The following is a 14648-nucleotide window of genomic DNA, read 5'->3' as shown; positions in this document are numbered from 1 at the left end:
CGTACAACCGGGTGGTGTTGCCGGTCAGGGACCGGCCTGGGCCAGGCGTCCGCCCTGGCGCACCATTTCCACACGGGTGGCGCGGCCGGTGCGGTCATCCGTCTCGATATAGACACCGGACAGCGTGGCCGCTCCCGCTGCGGGGGTGAACCGGCCCTTGGGCATCCCGGTCACGAAACGCCGCATCGGCTCTCCCTTTTCCATGCCGATGACGCTGTCGTAATCGCCGCACATGCCGGCATCCGTCAGGTAGGCGGTGCCCTTGTCCAGGATCTGCGCATCGGCGGTGGGCACATGGGTGTGGGTGCCGACCACCAGGCTGGCGCGGCCGTCGCACCAATGACCCATGGCCATCTTTTCAGAGGTCGCCTCGCAATGCACATCGATGATCGCGGCCTGCACCATGCCGCCGGGCGGATGGGACTTCAGCACCGGCTCGATCCCCGAAAACGGATCGTCGAAGGGGCGTTTCATGAACACCTGGCCCAGGATCTGCGCCACCAGCACCTTGCGCCCGCCGGGGGCGTCGAACACCCGAAAGCCACGGCCCGGCGCATCCTTGGCGAAGTTCACCGGGCGGATCACACGCGGCTCCGTGCCGATGAATTGCAGCATGTCGCGCTGGTCAAAGGCGTGATCGCCCAGCGTGACGCAATCGGCGCCCGCCTCCAGCAGCAGCTTGGCGTGATCGCCGGTCAGCCCCGCGCCGTTGCTGGCGTTCTCGCCGTTGACGACCACAAAATCCAGTTTCCACGCCTCCCGAAGGGCGGGAAGCTTCTCTGACACAGCGTGCCGTCCGGCACGCCCCATCACATCGCCGAGGAACAAAATTCTCATGCAGAAATCCGTATGCCCCAACGCCGTCCGGCGCAAGGGCGATGCGGGCGTGGCTAGCCCTCGGCGGCCGGAAAACGGGTGGCCAGGGCGCGGGCCAGCGCCGCCTCCCGCGCGGTCGGGCCACCGCGACCGGCAGGGTTGAACCGCAGGCGAAAGGCGCCCAGCACCGCCTCCTCGGTCGCGCCCTGGGGAATGCGATAGCCGAACCGGCGCAGATCCGCCGTCAGGGCCGACGGGTCCGCGCCATCGCCAGGATCGACCGGCGCGATATCGGGCCAGACGGACAGGCCCAGCCGCGCCAATCGCCGCCAGTCGAACCGGGGGCCGGGATCGACCTTGCGCAGGGGGGCCATGTCAGAATGACCGATCACCCGTTCCGGCGGAATCGACCACCGCGCCAGAACCTCGGCCAGCAGCGCCTCCAGCACCTGCATCTGCGGCTCGGGAAAGGGGTGAGATGAGGGGTTCGCCAGCTCCACCCCGATGGATCGGGAATTCACATCCACCACATCGCCCCATTGCCCTGCCCCGGCATGCCAGGCACGGGCATCTTCCCTGACCATCTGCCACAGGCGCCCATCCTCGGCGATCAGATAATGGCAGGAGACGGGGGAGAGATCACCGGGGGGGCCGGGATCGCAGAGGCGCTGCAACGCGGCCTCCGCAGTATTCATGGCGGTATGGTGCAGGACCACGATATCGGGGCGCGCGCCCCCGCGCCTGTCCCCGACATTGGGCGAGGCCTGCCAGCGCGGCGTCACGCCCATGCGGCGATCAGTCCTCCGCCTGCGCCGCGGCCTTCCGGAACGGGCGCGGATCCCAGGAACAGGCGTAGCCGTCGCCATCGGGGTCCAGGTTCAGCCGGTCGCGTTCCGGTCCCCCCCGGCTGAGAAATTCCGATTGCGCCAGATCGGGCGAAGGGTATTTCGCGCAGTTCCGTTCCGCGCGCGGGATGGAGGCAAAAGCACCGCGCCGGTGCATCATCTTGCCCTGCGGATGGGTCGTTTTCAGTGCATAGGCCACGATATTTGGGCCGGATTCGGTGCGCGGCGGCAGATCCGTGGCGGCGACCTGTTCGTATTGCGCGCGGTTGCGGGCGATCCGCTCGGCGTCGTTCTCGATGGAGCGTTGCGCATCCACGGCGCTGAAATCGTTCTCCCGGCTGATGCCAAGGGAATTCACCGCCTCGGGCGCGGGATTGGACGGGCTGGCGTTCAGCGGCGCCTCGCCGCTATTGGCATTGGAGGCCGCAAGCGCCGCCTGGGTGTCTCGCGCCAGCTGCGCGGCGTCCGAATCCCCCGTCGCGGTCGCCGTCGTGGCGGGGGTCTGCGTCCGCGCCACGGCGCCGCCGGTCGCGTCCAGCGGCGTGGTCGAGACGGCCGGGCCGACGATACTGACACCGGGCGCCGTACCGCCCTGCAATTGCGTTTCGCGGGACTGCCGGTAGCTGTCGTAATTGCCAAAGCCGACCCCGGCCGCGCTATCGGGCACGGCAGGCTGGCAGGCCGCCAGGCCCGCAAGGGAGAAGCCGATCAGAAATGCGCGCATGGTGCTGACCCTTGTCCTGTCCCCGCGCCGCATCGCGCGGGGGTTATGGCTGTTGCGTCGCTTGCCCCTACCACCATTTTCCGGGCTTCGCCACAAAGCCGGCGGCGGCTTCCAGGGCATAGGCGGTGTTCAGCAACTCGCCCTCTTCCCAGGGGCGCCCGATCAGTTGCAGGCCCAGCGGCAGGCCCTGCGCGTCCAGTCCCGCCGGCACCGCGATGCCGGGCAGACCGGCCAGGTTCACCGTCACGGTGAAGACGTCGTTCAGGTACATCTGCACCGGATCGGCATCCGCCATCTCCCCCAGCCCGAACGCGGGCGAGGGGGTGGCCGGGGTCAGGATCGCCTCGACACCCTGGGCGAAGGCATCGTCGAAATCCTTCTTGATCAGAGTGCGGACCTTGCGGGCACGGTTGTAATAGGCGTCATAGAACCCCGCCGACAGCACGTAGGTACCGACCATGACACGGCGCTGAACCTCGGCGCCGAAGCCTTCGGCGCGGGTCTTTTCATACATGTCATTGATGCCGTCACCAGCCGCCAGCTTGGCGCGGTGGCCGTATTTCACCCCGTCGTAGCGCGCCAGGTTCGACGATGCCTCTGCCGGGGCGATGACGTAATAGGCGGGCAGCGCGTATTTCGTATGCGGCAGCGAGATATCGACGATCTTCGCCCCCGCATCGGCCAGCATCTCCTTGCCACGGGTCCACAACTGGTCGATCTCCGCAGGCATGCCATCCAGACGGTATTCGCGCGGAATGCCGATGGTCTTGCCCTTGATGTCGCCGGTCAGCATCGCCTCGAAATCGGGAACGGGAATATCGGCCGAGGTCGAATCCATCGGATCGTGGGAGCACATGCTTTCCAGCATGATCGCCGCATCGCGCACCGTCTTGGTCATCGGCCCGGCCTGATCCAGCGACGAGGCAAACGCCACGACACCCCAGCGGGAGCAGCGGCCATAGGTCGGCTTGATCCCCACGGTGCCGGTAAAGGCGGCAGGCTGGCGGATCGAGCCGCCGGTATCGGTGCCCGTCGCGGCAAGGCACAGATCCGCCGCCACCGCAGCGGCAGAGCCACCGGAGGAACCGCCGGGCGTCAGGTCGGTGCCGTCCTCACGTTTCCACGGGTTGACCGCGTTGCCATAAACCGACGTCTCGTTCGACGATCCCATGGCGAATTCGTCCATGTTGAGTTTCCCCAACATGACGGCACCATCATCGGCCAGGTTCTGGCTGACGGTGGATTCGTATTCGGGGCGGAACCCTTCGAGAATCCGGCTGCCCGCCTGCGAGGCAACGCCCTTGGTGCAGAACAGATCCTTGATCCCCACCGGGATGCCGCACATGGCGGGCGCATCGCCCCCGGCCAGCCGCGCATCGGCGGCGCGGGCCCGCTCCAGCGCGATATCGGGCGTGCGGTGGACAAAGGCATTCAGCGTGGCGGCGCCTTCGATCGCGGTCAGGCAGGCCTCCGTCAGGGCGGTGGAGGTCACGTCGCCCCGGCGCAGCGCGTCGCGGGCCTCGGCAATGGTCAGCTTGTTCAGGTCAGTCATCATTCCACCACTTTCGGCACGGCAAAGAACCCTTCGCGGGCGTCGGGGGCGTTGGCCAGAACCTCGGCGGCATGGCCACCGGCGGTCACGACGTCCTCGCGCCGCTTCAGCCGCATCGGGCTGACGGAGGTCATGGGCTCCACGCCCTCGACATCCACCTCGTTCAGCTGCTCGATGAACCCGAGGATGCGGTTGAACTCCTCGGCCAATGCGGGAAGGTCGCTCTCCTCCACCTTGATACGGGCAAGGTGGGCCACGCGCGCGGCGGTGCTCTGGTCAATCGACATGGATGCCTCTCGGGTCAGTGATCGCGCACGGGTTTAGCGCCGCCTTGGCCCTGCTGCAAGGCGTGGCGCCGCCAGACCTCGATCATCCAGCCCAGCATCAGCGCATTCAGCAGGTGCCACAGGAAATGCGTCCCCTGCCCCGCCGTCGCCGCACAGGTCGGACCATCCGCCGCCCGCGCCGCGATCGACAGGATTAGAAGGCCCGCGCCAATCGCCAAACCCCGCGCCAGTTCCGGCGCGCGGCGGAACAACAACGCCGCATAGACGAGGATGAGCACCGGCAGCGGCGCATAGGCCGCCGAGTTGCCGATCCCCGGAACCTGGGCGAACACCGGCGCCAGCGTGGCGGTGTAGGGAATATAGAGCACCGTCAGTATCAACGCGGGCCAGACCCGCAGCCGCCAGAAATCGCGATTCGCGGCAAAGATGTACAGCAGCACAAACCCCAGGATCGGCAGCACGTCCGCCACCCCCGCCCAGCGGGTCGCCAACGTGTGGAACAGGCCCGAGCCGAGGCCGATCATGAACAGCACAGCCGCCAGCCCCTGCCCCATCGGCATCCCCCGACAGCGGCGCCACATGATGACGGCGGCGACGATGAAGGCCAGGTTGGTCACGGCATTCCAGGGCTCCGCCCAGAGGCCCGGCGCCATCCGCTCGCAATAGCCATCCACCTGCGCGGTCCAGTCCATGCCTTTTCTCCCCCGGTCTCTCTGCTACCTTTGCCCCGACACAGCTAGGAGGCGACAATGAAGATTACATGGCTGGGCCATTCGAGTTTCCGGATCGAGATCGCGGGGCAGGTGCTGCTGCTGGATCCGTTCCTGGGCGACAACCCGTCCTTTCCCGACGATCGGCGGGCCGAGGCGCTGGAGGGCGTGACCCATATCCTGCTGTCCCACGGCCATGGCGATCACGTCGCCGACACGGTGGCCGTCGCGCAGGAAACCGGCGCGCCCGTGTCGGGCATGGTCGAGCTGATGGGCTGGCTGGACTCGAAGGGGGTGGAGAACACCACCGGCTTCAACAAGGGCGGAACGATCCAGATCGGCGAGGTGGCGGTGACGATGGTGCATGCGGTGCATTCGTCCTCTTCTCCCGACGGGGGCTATGCGGGCGGCGAAAGCGGGTTCATGATCGCAGGCGAAGGACACACGATCTACTTCACCGGCGACACCGACGTGATGGCCGACATGAAAGTGTTCAACGATCTGCATCAACCGGATATCGGGCTGCTGTGTTCCGGCGGGCATTTCACCATGGACATGCGGCGCGCGGCCTATGCGGCGAAAACCTTCTTTGATTTCAAGACGGTGATCCCCTGCCATTACAAGACCTTCCCGCTGCTGGAGCAAAGCGCGCAGGAATTGATCGACGCCCTGCCCGGCGTCAACGTGATCGAGGCGGAAGTGATGGAACCGGTGACCATCTGACCGCCGGAAGACACCCAACCACCACGCGCCGCGGTCTTCGGGTCGCGGCGCCTTCGGTCAGGGCGCAGGGACGGCGATTGGTTCAGTACAGATCCCATTCATCTGCATGGCGCAATTCGCCAAATGCCATCCAGCGGACGCGCGCGCGGGCGACCCGCGTGTCGCCCCAGGTGCGGAACACGATGTCGAACCCGCCCACGTCGATGGCCTCGGCAGAGAGATCCACGCGCTGGTTGGTGGCGCTGTCGATATCCCACATCGACAGGGCGCATTGCACCACGGGAATGGTGCGGAAGCTCTCGGAAAACGTGACCCTGCGCCGGCGTTCGCGCGGACCTGTCCCGGTCCACATGTCACCGCCGTCCTGAAAGTCCGAGAAAAGGACATTGTCGCCCTCTTCAACGCCGATGTAGTGATTGCGTAGTCTTTTCATTGTGTTCTGCGGCTCTTGTTCCAAGTCGCGGGGTGCGGTCACGAAGTGGTTAACCTTACGGTGGAAAACCGCCGAAAATCCATCAGAACATGAAAAAACCCCGCCGAGGCGGGGTTTTTCCTTAAGATTTCGCGCCGGATCGTCACGACGCAGGTCAGGTCACAGGTTGGGCTGCTTCGGGCTCAGCCCGATATGCCCACCCAGGGCCACCATGTCAGACAGCAGCTTGGCCGCGGCATCGGCCACGTCCTGATGCGCGTTCTGGTGCGCCTCATGCGCTTCTTGCACCCAGCTGTCGATGATCTCCTGGGTCATCTCTTTCTGGTGCAGGGCGCGTTCGGCCAGCACGGTGACGGTTTCGGCCGAGATCTCGGCGAAACCGCCGGTCACGACATAATCGTCACCGCCGTCCGGCCCGTCGATATGCAGGACGCCGGGGCGCAGCGTGGTGATGAGGGGGCTATGCCCCGCCATCGCCGTCAGGTCGCCCTCGGTCGCCGGGATCTGCACTGCCGTCGCGGGACCGGAGGCGAGGCTCCGTTCCGGCGAGACAAGGCTGAAGGTTACGGTATTCGCCATTGTTCAGCCCCTTACGCCGCTTCCGCGGCCAGCTTCTCGGCTTTGGCTTTCACGTCGTCGATGCCGCCGACCATGTAGAACGCAGCTTCGGGCAGGTGATCGTATTCACCGGCCACAACCGCCTTGAAGGACGAAATCGTGTCTTCCAGCGGCACCTGCACCCCGTCGGAGCCGGTGAAGACCTTCGCCACGTCGAACGGCTGCGAGAGGAACCGCTGGATCTTCCGGGCGCGGGCCACGGTCAGCTTGTCCTCTTCGGACAGTTCGTCCATCCCGAGAATGGCGATGATGTCCTGAAGCGACTTGTAGCGTTGCAGGATCCCCTGAACGTCACGGGCCACCTGGTAATGCTCCTCGCCGACGATCTGCGGGTCCATCAGGCGCGAGGTGGAGTCGAGCGGGTCAACCGCCGGGTAGATCCCCAGCTCCGAGATCGCGCGGTTGAGAACCGTGGTCGCGTCAAGGTGCGCAAAAGTGGTCGCAGGCGCGGGGTCGGTCAGGTCATCCGCGGGAACGTAGACGGCCTGGATCGAGGTGATCGACCCCGCCTTGGTGGAGGTGATCCGCTCCTGCATGGCGCCCATGTCGGTGGCCAGCGTCGGCTGATAGCCCACGGCAGAAGGGATCCGGCCCAGCAGCGCGGACATTTCCGAACCGGCCTGGGTAAAGCGGAAGATGTTGTCCACGAAGAACAGAACGTCGGTCCCGGTCGCGTCGCGGAATTGTTCGGCCAGGGTCAGGCCGGTCAGCGCGATACGGGCACGGGCGCCCGGCGGCTCGTTCATCTGGCCGTAGACCAGCGCGATCTTGGAATCGGGCAGGTTGTCGGGCGTCAGAACGCCGGATTCGATCATCTCGTGATACAGGTCGTTCCCTTCGCGGGTCCGCTCCCCCACACCGGCAAAGACCGACAGGCCGGAGTGCACTTTCGCGATGTTGTTGATCAGTTCCTGGATCAGAACCGTCTTGCCCACGCCGGCACCGCCGAACAGGCCGATTTTACCGCCCTTGGAATAGGGGGCCAGCAGGTCGATGACCTTGATGCCTGTGACCAGCACTTCGGCCTCGGTCGCCTGATCGGCGAAATCGGGTGCCGGCTGGTGGATGGCGCGGGTTTCGGTGGCTTCCACCGGGCCCATTTCATCGACCGGCTCGCCGATCACGTTCAGGATGCGGCCCAGCGTGGCGGTCCCCACGGGCACCGAGATCGGGCCGTCGGTGTCAAGCACCTCCTGGCCGCGGACCAGACCTTCGGTCGCGTCCATCGCGATGGCGCGAACCGTATTCTCGCCCAGGTGCTGCGCAACTTCCAGAACCAGTTTCTTGCCGTTGTTCTCAGTCGTCAGCGCGTTCAGGATCTCCGGCAGGTGATCGTCGAACTGCACATCGACAACGGCGCCGATGACCTGGGTCACTTTGCCTTTTGCGTTTGCCATGTTTCGTCTCCGGTTCCGTTAGAGCGCCTCGGCGCCCGAAATGATTTCGATCAGTTCGTTGGTGATGACGGCCTGACGCGAGCGGTTGAACTCGATCGTCAGCTTGTCGATCATCTCGCCCGCGTTGCGCGTCGCGTTGTCCATTGCAGACATCCGCGCGCCCTGTTCCGAGGCGCCGTTTTCCAGCAGCGCCGCAAAGATCTGCGTCGCCACGGCCCGCGGCAGCAGGTCCGCCAGGATCGCCTCTTCGTCGGGTTCGTAATCGTACAGCGTGGCAGCCCCCTCGTCCGCGCCGTCTTCGACGTCGAACTGGGCGGGGATGATCTGCTGCGCCGTCGGGATCTGCGTCACCACATTCTGGAATTCGGCGAAGAAGATCGTTGCCACGTCGAATTCACCCGCGTCGAACCGCGCCAGGATCCCCTTGGCGATCCCCTGCGCATCCCCGTAGCCGAGAGTCTTCACCTCGGTCAGGTCGACATGTTCGATGAACATGTCGCCGTAGCCGCGGCGCATGTTGTCGCGGCCCTTCTTGCCGACGGTGATGATCTTGACCGTCTTGCCGTCGCGCGTCAGGCGGTCGGCGTGCTGCTTGGCCAGCTTCGCGATATTCGCGTTGAAGCCGCCGCACAGCCCGCGCTCCGCCGTCATCACGACCAGCAGGTGCACGTCATCCTTGCCCGTGCCGGTCAGCAGGCGAGGCGCGGAATCCGCCCCTCCGACCGATGCGGCAAGCTGGGCCATGACCGCGTTGAAGCGCGCCGCGTAGGGGCGAGCGTTCTCGGCGGCCTCCTGCGCGCGGCGAAGTTTCGCCGCGGCAACCATCTGCATGGCCTTGGTGATCTTGCGGGTCGATTTGACCGACTCGATCCTGTTTTTCAGGTCCTTGAGAGAAGGCATCCCGTCTCTCCCTTACGCGAAGTCTTTGGCGAATTCGTCGATTGCTGCTTTCAGCTTGTCCGCGGCTTCACCCTTGATCTTGGGATCTTCGTTGGTGATCCAGTCCAGGATGTCGCTCCGCTCGTTGCGCATGTATTTCAACATGTCGGCTTCGAACCGCTTGACGTCGTTCATCGGCAGATCGTCGAGGAACCCGTTGGTCCCGGCGAAGATGACGCAGACGATTTCAGCGTTGGTCAGCGGCGAATATTGCGGCTGCTTCATCAGTTCGGTCAGGCGCGCGCCCCGGTTCAGCAACCGCTGGGTGGAGGCATCCAGATCGGACCCGAACTGCGCGAAGGCCGCCATCTCGCGATACTGGGCGAGGGACAGTTTCACCGGACCGGCAACGGAGGACATCGCCTTCGTCTGGGCGGAGGAGCCAACGCGGGACACCGAAAGGCCGGTGTTCACGGCGGGGCGGACGCCCTGGTAGAACAGCTCGGTCTCCAGGAAGATCTGCCCGTCGGTGATCGAGATCACGTTGGTCGGGATGAACGCGGACACGTCGCCGCCCTGGGTTTCGATGATCGGCAGCGCGGTCAGCGAACCGGAGCCGTTGTCCTCGTTCAGCTTGGCCGAGCGTTCCAGCAGACGGGAGTGAAGGTAGAACACGTCGCCCGGGTAGGCTTCGCGCCCGGGCGGACGGCGCAGCAGCAGGGACATCTGACGATAGGCGACGGCCTGTTTGGACAGGTCATCGTAGATGATCAGCGCGTGACGACCGTTATCGCGGAAATGCTCTGCCATGGCGGTCGCGGAATAGGGGGCCAGGAACTGCATCGGCGCGGGGTCGGATGCGGTGGCGGCGACGACGATGGAATATTCGATCGCGCCGGTCTCTTCCAGTTTCTTCACCAGCTGCGCCACGGTGGACCGCTTCTGGCCGATGGCGACGTAGACGCAGTAGAGCTTCTTGCCCTCATCCTCGCCGGCGGCATCGTTGTAGGATTTCTGGTTCAGGATCGCGTCCAGCGCCACGGCGGTCTTGCCGGTCTGACGGTCGCCGATGATCAGCTCCCGCTGGCCACGGCCGATCGGGATCATGGAGTCGATCGCCTTCAGGCCGGTGGCCATGGGCTCATGCACGGATTTACGCGGGATGATCCCCGGCGCCTTCACGTCGGCGACCAGGCGGGTGTCGGACTTGATCGGGCCCTTGCCGTCGATCGGGTTGCCCAGACCGTCGACCACGCGGCCCAGCAGGCCGTCGCCGACGGGAACGTCCACGATGGAGTTCGTCCGCTTGACCGTGTCGCCTTCCTTGATGTCCCGGTCGGAGCCGAAGATCACGATACCGACGTTGTCGGCCTCGAGGTTCAGCGCCATGCCCATGATGCCGCCCGGAAACTCGACCATCTCGCCGGCCTGGACGTTGTCGAGGCCGTGAACACGGGCGATCCCGTCACCGACGGAAAGCACGCGGCCAACCTCGGCCACTTCGGCCTCCTGGCCAAAGTTACTGATCTGCTCCTTCAGGATCGCAGAAATTTCGGCTGCTTGGATTCCCATTATCCGACCTCTTTCATGGAATTCTGGAGGGAGTTGAGCTTCGCCGCGATCGAGGTGTCGATCATCTTGGAGCCCACTTTCACAATAAGTCCGCCGATGAGGCTTTCATCGACGGTAGCATTGATATTCACCTGTTTGCCCACGTTGTCGGCCAGCACCTTGGACAGCTTGTCCGACTGGGCCTTGGTCAGGGCCTTGGCGCTGACCACGTCGGCGGTGATTTCACCACGGTGATCGGCCAGCTGCGCGCGCAGGCGGGCGACCAGTTGCGGCAGTGCGAACAGCCGCCGCTTCTGCGCCATCAGGCCCAGCGCGTTCTTCAGCGAGGCGGTCAGCCCCATCTTCTCGCCCACGGCAAGGATCGCCTTTTCCTGGGCCTCGCGGCTGTAGACGGGCGACCCGATCAGGTCATTCAGGTCATCGCTTTCGCCAAGCGCATCACCCAGCGCGTCGACAGACGTCGCCAGCGCATCGAGTTGATCGGCATCCCGCGCGATCTCGAAGATGGCGGTAGCATAGCGGTCGGCAATGCCGGAGGAAATCGAAGCTGGTTCGGACACGTCCACCCTTCCGATTGTCAGGCCCGGAACTGCTGGAACAGCAGCGCAGGGGCGTTGCAGCCTTGGCGGGCGCCAAAGCATCAAAATCGGCGTGGGTGTAGCAGAGGGTCACAGACCCATCAACCCGCTACAGGGCTTTTGCGCAAACAGCGCCAGCCCTTGTTTTCAAGGGCATGTAAAACCTGCAACTCCCTTTTCACCCCCGTCCGTGACCGCAAGATGCATTTTGCGGCGCCTGTCGTTGCGGAAATCGGTCATGAAAGCGCCCGATTAACGTGCACGACGGTATGCAGATTGTATGCCGATGTCGAATCACAACGGCAAGCGCCGGACCATGGCGGCCGGCATGTCGGCATTGTCCTGCTTGCGGAAACAGTTGCGGCAAAGCGTCCCCATTTGCCGGCCAGTCGACAGGCCGTCAGTGGAAACGCTGTGTTTCCACGCCCCGCATGCCCCCCGGATGTAGGGTCCGATGCGTTCGGCGCAACGCCCCTGTACGCGCCCTGACCGGGATGAATGCCATGGAACTGCTCGCGATTTTCTTCTTCTCTCTTCTGGCCGCCAATTTCGTCGGTGGTGATGACGATGACGGCGACAGCCCCCGTCCGGACGGCTCCGACGGCGACGACATCGCCGAAATCGACGGACAGCAGGAGTACCAAGGCCGCGGCGGCGACGACACGTTGCAGGCCAGCGGCAATGCCAAGCTGTACGGCGGGGCCGATGACGACATGCTGAGGCTGCTGGACAATGCCTTTGGCAATGGCGGCAGCGGCATGGACGAGATCATTGCCCGGGGCGCCAGCCGGGGGCTGGGCGGGGACGGGGACGACGATCTGGACGGTGCCGGCGCGGCCACCCTGCGCGGCGGCGCGGGAGACGACGCGTTCAACCTGCGAGACACCGCCCTTGGCTTTGGCGAAGATGGTGCCGACCGGATGTTCGGCTATGACGACGCCTGGGCCCTGGGCGGGGACGGCGACGATGCGGTCTTTGTCGATGACCGCGCGCAGGGCTATGGCGGCCAGGGCGACGACTTCATGAAGGGCGACGATGAGGCCCAGGTCTTTGCCGGGCCAGGGCAGGATCACGTCGTGGCGCGCGGGGACAGCCTTGTCTACGGCAATTCCGGCGACGATTACATCCGCACCATCGAGAATGGCACCGGCTACGGCGGCGATGGCGACGACCTGATGGACGGCACCGGCGACAGCACCCTGTTCGGCGGCGCCGGGGCCGACACCATGAACGTCACGGCCGGAGCCAAGGGCAACGGGCTGGCGGGCGACGACGTGATCACCGCCAGCGACGGCGCCATCGGACGCGGCAACGAAGGGGATGACCAGTTGTTCGCCACGGACCAGGCCCTCGCCTACGGCGGCGCCGGCAACGACATGATGGAAGCCGACGGCCAAAGCACCATCCGTGGCCAAACCGGAGACGATACATTGCACGTACAAGGCCAAGCTCGCGCCTTCGGGCAATCCGGCGACGACACGATCACGCTGGACGGCGGTGCAGGCTGGGGCGGGCCGGGCGACGACGTGCTGCGCTTTGCCGATGTGGAAAGTCGTGACGACTACTCCGGCGTTGACCTGGCCGACCGCAACGTCGCCACCGGCGGCGACGGGGCGGATACCTTCCTGGTCGGGCTGGAAGCCTATGCCCCCGGCGATCTGGAGCCCGGCGATCTGTCGGCGCAAGGCGATCTGGGCGTGATCACCGATTTCGTCAAGGGCGAGGACGTGATCGCCATCGAGATGGGCGTGCAGGAGGGGCTGGTCCTGGACGACATCTCCATCCGCGCTGCGGAGGACGGCACCTTCTCAGAGGTGCAGTTTCATTTCCGCGACGTGAATTCCGATGACGGCGCCGCCGACATCATGCGCAGCGTCCGCGTCGAGGGCGTAACGGATCTGACGGCGGAGGACATCGCTGTCGTCACCACGTGGGGCGAACCCGCTGCTTTCTTCGACGCCTCCGGCACGGCCAACGTCAGCAGCGCCCAGCTGGCCACCGGCAGCGCCGAGGCCGACACCATCACTGGCACCGATGCCATGACCCGCAGCCTGATCGACGGGTTGGACGGCGCGGATACGATCACCGGGGTGGAGGGCGACAGCACCGTGCTGGGCGGTCCCGGCGACGATGTACTGGCTGCCTCCGGCTCTGCCGACATGGCCGGCGGGGATGGCGCGGATACGCTGGCCTTTACCATCAACGCCCAAAGCGTGGCCAATGGCGCGACCGGCCTTACCTCGGATATCGACCTGACGGACCGCGCGGACAGCCTGACCATCGACCAGGACGACAGCCTGCCCGGCCAGATCCACCTCGTCCGCCTGACCGAAACCGACACCCCGGCAGAGAACGTGACCACCCGCAGCTATTCCACCCTGGTGGTCCACACGCCCGCAGACACCGAATTCGACGCCGCCGCCTGGCAGGCCGATCCCGAGGGGCAACCCGGCACCCTGGTGATGCGGATCAACCAGGGCACGTCGATGGCCGAAGTCACGCCCTCCGGCTCAAGCGTGTCTGGCCAGATCAACCTGACCCCGGAGCTGAACGTGCCTGACGCCGCATCCGACACGGCGCTGTCGCTGTAGCCCGGCCCCCGGTGGGGGCAGGCACGGGATCGCGCCGCCGCAACAGACCCGCCGGAAGGACCGCCCGTCACCGGCGATGGTTGCCGCTTGGTGAGATGTATGGCCCCTGCCCAGCGTGGCGGGACTCACAATGACGCAAAGCAGCGTCAGGGGGCGATATCGCGGGCCGTCTTGGGCTTGCCGGCGCCCAGACCTTCCAGCACGCCCAGCCCACGCGCCGGACGATCGCGCACCCCCGGCCCGCTGGGCGCCTGCACGCGTTTCGTCGCCTCCACGATCAGAACTCCGCCGGAAATCACCACCGACAGGGCCGCGCCGGTCCGTTCCCAGAACACCGCCGTCCTGCGCCAGAACCGCCGGTGCGAGGGCGGTTGATACAGCGTGTGCACATGACGCTCGGGCAGGAAGGCGTGGCGCTTAAGCTGCGATTCCAGCTGCCCCTGGCTATAGGGCCGGCCATAGCCGAACGGCGTCCGGTCCGACCGCGACCATAGCCCCGAGCGATGCGGCACGATGAACAGCGCCTTGCCGCCCGGCCCCAGCACGCGGAAACATTCTTCCAGAAGGGCGGAGGGGTTTTCCGACGTTTCCAGCCCGTGCATCAGGATCAGCCGATCGACATGCCCCGTCTCCACCGGCCACAGCGTTTCCTCGCACAGCACCGACACGTTGGGCATGCCGGCGGGCCAGGGCATCACCCCCTGCGGCCCGGGCATCAGCCCGATCACCCGGCGCGCGTCCTTCAGGTAGGGGCGCAACAGCGGCACCGCAAAGCCGAAGCCAGCCACCGTCTGGCCCTTGGCCTCCGGCCACAGCCGCTGCACCGCGCCGCGCACCTGCGCCTGCGCCGCCCGCCCCAGCATGGAGCGGTAATAAAAGTTGCGCAGATCCTGTACGTCCAGATGCATTGCACACCGCCCGGC

At 65.7% G+C, this 14648-nt stretch carries 15 protein-coding genes; 2 read left to right on the top strand and 13 right to left on the bottom strand.

Features of this window, described 5'->3' with window-relative positions:
* Positions 1 to 24 precede the first annotated feature (24 nt).
* The 6 genes from G5A46_RS07720 to G5A46_RS07695 all read right to left on the bottom strand — a co-directional run bounded on the left by G5A46_RS07720 (position 25) and on the right by G5A46_RS07695 (position 4916).
* Positions 25 to 837 carry a TIGR00282 family metallophosphoesterase gene (locus G5A46_RS07720; RefSeq protein WP_163848808.1) on the bottom strand — a complete coding sequence of 271 codons (813 nt, stop codon included), beginning with the start codon at positions 835 to 837 and terminating at the stop codon, positions 25 to 27.
* A gap of 53 nt (positions 838 to 890) precedes the next feature.
* On the bottom strand, positions 891 to 1604 hold the full coding sequence (locus G5A46_RS07715) for an N-acetylmuramoyl-L-alanine amidase (protein ID WP_239520663.1): 714 nt from the start codon (positions 1602 to 1604) through the stop codon (positions 891 to 893).
* A gap of 7 nt (positions 1605 to 1611) precedes the next feature.
* Positions 1612 to 2385 carry a hypothetical protein gene (locus G5A46_RS07710; protein WP_163848806.1) on the bottom strand — a complete coding sequence of 258 codons (774 nt, stop codon included), beginning with the start codon at positions 2383 to 2385 and terminating at the stop codon, positions 1612 to 1614.
* 67 nt (positions 2386 to 2452) lie between these two features.
* Complete coding sequence (gene gatA, locus G5A46_RS07705) at positions 2453 to 3937, bottom strand: Asp-tRNA(Asn)/Glu-tRNA(Gln) amidotransferase subunit GatA (RefSeq protein ID WP_163848804.1); 1485 nt, start codon at positions 3935 to 3937, stop codon at positions 2453 to 2455.
* Positions 3937 to 4224 (bottom strand): Asp-tRNA(Asn)/Glu-tRNA(Gln) amidotransferase subunit GatC, encoded by a 288-nt coding sequence (gene gatC, locus G5A46_RS07700; protein WP_163848802.1) that lies wholly within the window; start codon positions 4222 to 4224, stop codon positions 3937 to 3939. The genes gatA and gatC overlap by 1 nt, the downstream gene beginning before the upstream one ends.
* Positions 4225 to 4238: 14 nt before the next feature.
* Entirely contained in the window at positions 4239 to 4916 is a 678-nt protein-coding gene (locus G5A46_RS07695) for a ceramidase domain-containing protein (RefSeq protein ID WP_163848800.1), read from the bottom strand.
* A 57-nt stretch (positions 4917 to 4973) separates the two neighbouring features.
* Here G5A46_RS07695 and G5A46_RS07690 point away from each other — a divergent pair, with 57 nt between their 5' ends.
* Positions 4974 to 5657 (top strand): metal-dependent hydrolase, encoded by a 684-nt coding sequence (locus G5A46_RS07690; RefSeq protein WP_163848798.1) that lies wholly within the window; start codon positions 4974 to 4976, stop codon positions 5655 to 5657.
* A gap of 82 nt (positions 5658 to 5739) precedes the next feature.
* On the opposite strand, the gene G5A46_RS07685 is transcribed toward G5A46_RS07690, so the two are convergent.
* The 6 genes from G5A46_RS07685 to G5A46_RS07660 all read right to left on the bottom strand — a co-directional run bounded on the left by G5A46_RS07685 (position 5740) and on the right by G5A46_RS07660 (position 11116).
* On the bottom strand, positions 5740 to 6090 hold the full coding sequence (locus G5A46_RS07685; protein WP_163848797.1) for an H-type lectin domain-containing protein: 351 nt from the start codon (positions 6088 to 6090) through the stop codon (positions 5740 to 5742).
* A 159-nt stretch (positions 6091 to 6249) separates the two neighbouring features.
* Complete coding sequence (locus G5A46_RS07680; RefSeq protein WP_163848795.1) at positions 6250 to 6669, bottom strand: F0F1 ATP synthase subunit epsilon; 420 nt, start codon at positions 6667 to 6669, stop codon at positions 6250 to 6252.
* 11 nt (positions 6670 to 6680) lie between these two features.
* Positions 6681 to 8105 (bottom strand): F0F1 ATP synthase subunit beta, encoded by a 1425-nt coding sequence (atpD, locus tag G5A46_RS07675; RefSeq protein ID WP_163848793.1) that lies wholly within the window; start codon positions 8103 to 8105, stop codon positions 6681 to 6683.
* A gap of 18 nt (positions 8106 to 8123) precedes the next feature.
* Positions 8124 to 9005, bottom strand: coding sequence for a F0F1 ATP synthase subunit gamma (locus tag G5A46_RS07670; RefSeq protein WP_163848791.1), 882 nt, complete (start codon positions 9003 to 9005; stop codon positions 8124 to 8126).
* A gap of 12 nt (positions 9006 to 9017) precedes the next feature.
* Entirely contained in the window at positions 9018 to 10556 is a 1539-nt protein-coding gene (gene atpA, locus G5A46_RS07665; RefSeq protein ID WP_163848789.1) for a F0F1 ATP synthase subunit alpha, read from the bottom strand.
* On the bottom strand, positions 10556 to 11116 hold the full coding sequence (locus G5A46_RS07660; protein ID WP_163848788.1) for a F0F1 ATP synthase subunit delta: 561 nt from the start codon (positions 11114 to 11116) through the stop codon (positions 10556 to 10558). The genes atpA and G5A46_RS07660 overlap by 1 nt, the downstream gene beginning before the upstream one ends.
* Before the next feature lie 521 nt (positions 11117 to 11637).
* Here G5A46_RS07660 and G5A46_RS07655 point away from each other — a divergent pair.
* On the top strand, positions 11638 to 13725 hold the full coding sequence (locus G5A46_RS07655) for a hypothetical protein (RefSeq protein ID WP_163848786.1): 2088 nt from the start codon (positions 11638 to 11640) through the stop codon (positions 13723 to 13725).
* 146 nt (positions 13726 to 13871) lie between these two features.
* On the opposite strand, the gene G5A46_RS07650 is transcribed toward G5A46_RS07655, so the two are convergent.
* Entirely contained in the window at positions 13872 to 14633 is a 762-nt protein-coding gene (locus G5A46_RS07650) for a class I SAM-dependent methyltransferase (protein WP_163848784.1), read from the bottom strand.
* Positions 14634 to 14648 lie beyond the last annotated feature (15 nt).

Source organism: Pseudooceanicola aestuarii (assembly GCF_010614805.1).
Taxonomy (GTDB): domain Bacteria; phylum Pseudomonadota; class Alphaproteobacteria; order Rhodobacterales; family Rhodobacteraceae; genus Pseudooceanicola; species Pseudooceanicola aestuarii.
Note: the sequence above shows the minus strand (reverse complement) of the source record. Positions and strands in the feature narration are given on the sequence as shown.

Bases quoted from the DNA above. Each gene is read 5' to 3' on its own strand.
- G5A46_RS07670 (WP_163848791.1), bottom strand. From the start codon at position 9,005: ATGCCTTCTCTCAAGGACCTGAAAAACAGGATCGAGTCGGTCAAATCG.
- G5A46_RS07685 (WP_163848797.1), bottom strand. From the start codon at position 6,090: ATGAAAAGACTACGCAATCACTACATCGGCGTTGAAGAGGGCGACAAT.
- atpD (WP_163848793.1), bottom strand. From the start codon at position 8,105: ATGGCAAACGCAAAAGGCAAAGTGACCCAGGTCATCGGCGCCGTTGTC.
- gatC (WP_163848802.1), bottom strand. From the start codon at position 4,224: ATGTCGATTGACCAGAGCACCGCCGCGCGCGTGGCCCACCTTGCCCGT.
- G5A46_RS07655 (WP_163848786.1), top strand. From the start codon at position 11,638: ATGGAACTGCTCGCGATTTTCTTCTTCTCTCTTCTGGCCGCCAATTTC.
- G5A46_RS07690 (WP_163848798.1), top strand. From the start codon at position 4,974: ATGAAGATTACATGGCTGGGCCATTCGAGTTTCCGGATCGAGATCGCG.
- atpA (WP_163848789.1), bottom strand. From the start codon at position 10,556: ATGGGAATCCAAGCAGCCGAAATTTCTGCGATCCTGAAGGAGCAGATC.
- gatA (WP_163848804.1), bottom strand. From the start codon at position 3,937: ATGACTGACCTGAACAAGCTGACCATTGCCGAGGCCCGCGACGCGCTG.
- G5A46_RS07680 (WP_163848795.1), bottom strand. From the start codon at position 6,669: ATGGCGAATACCGTAACCTTCAGCCTTGTCTCGCCGGAACGGAGCCTC.
- G5A46_RS07695 (WP_163848800.1), bottom strand. From the start codon at position 4,916: ATGGACTGGACCGCGCAGGTGGATGGCTATTGCGAGCGGATGGCGCCG.
- G5A46_RS07710 (WP_163848806.1), bottom strand. From the start codon at position 2,385: ATGCGCGCATTTCTGATCGGCTTCTCCCTTGCGGGCCTGGCGGCCTGC.
- G5A46_RS07715 (WP_239520663.1), bottom strand. From the start codon at position 1,604: ATGGGCGTGACGCCGCGCTGGCAGGCCTCGCCCAATGTCGGGGACAGG.
- G5A46_RS07650 (WP_163848784.1), bottom strand. From the start codon at position 14,633: ATGCATCTGGACGTACAGGATCTGCGCAACTTTTATTACCGCTCCATG.
- G5A46_RS07720 (WP_163848808.1), bottom strand. From the start codon at position 837: ATGAGAATTTTGTTCCTCGGCGATGTGATGGGGCGTGCCGGACGGCAC.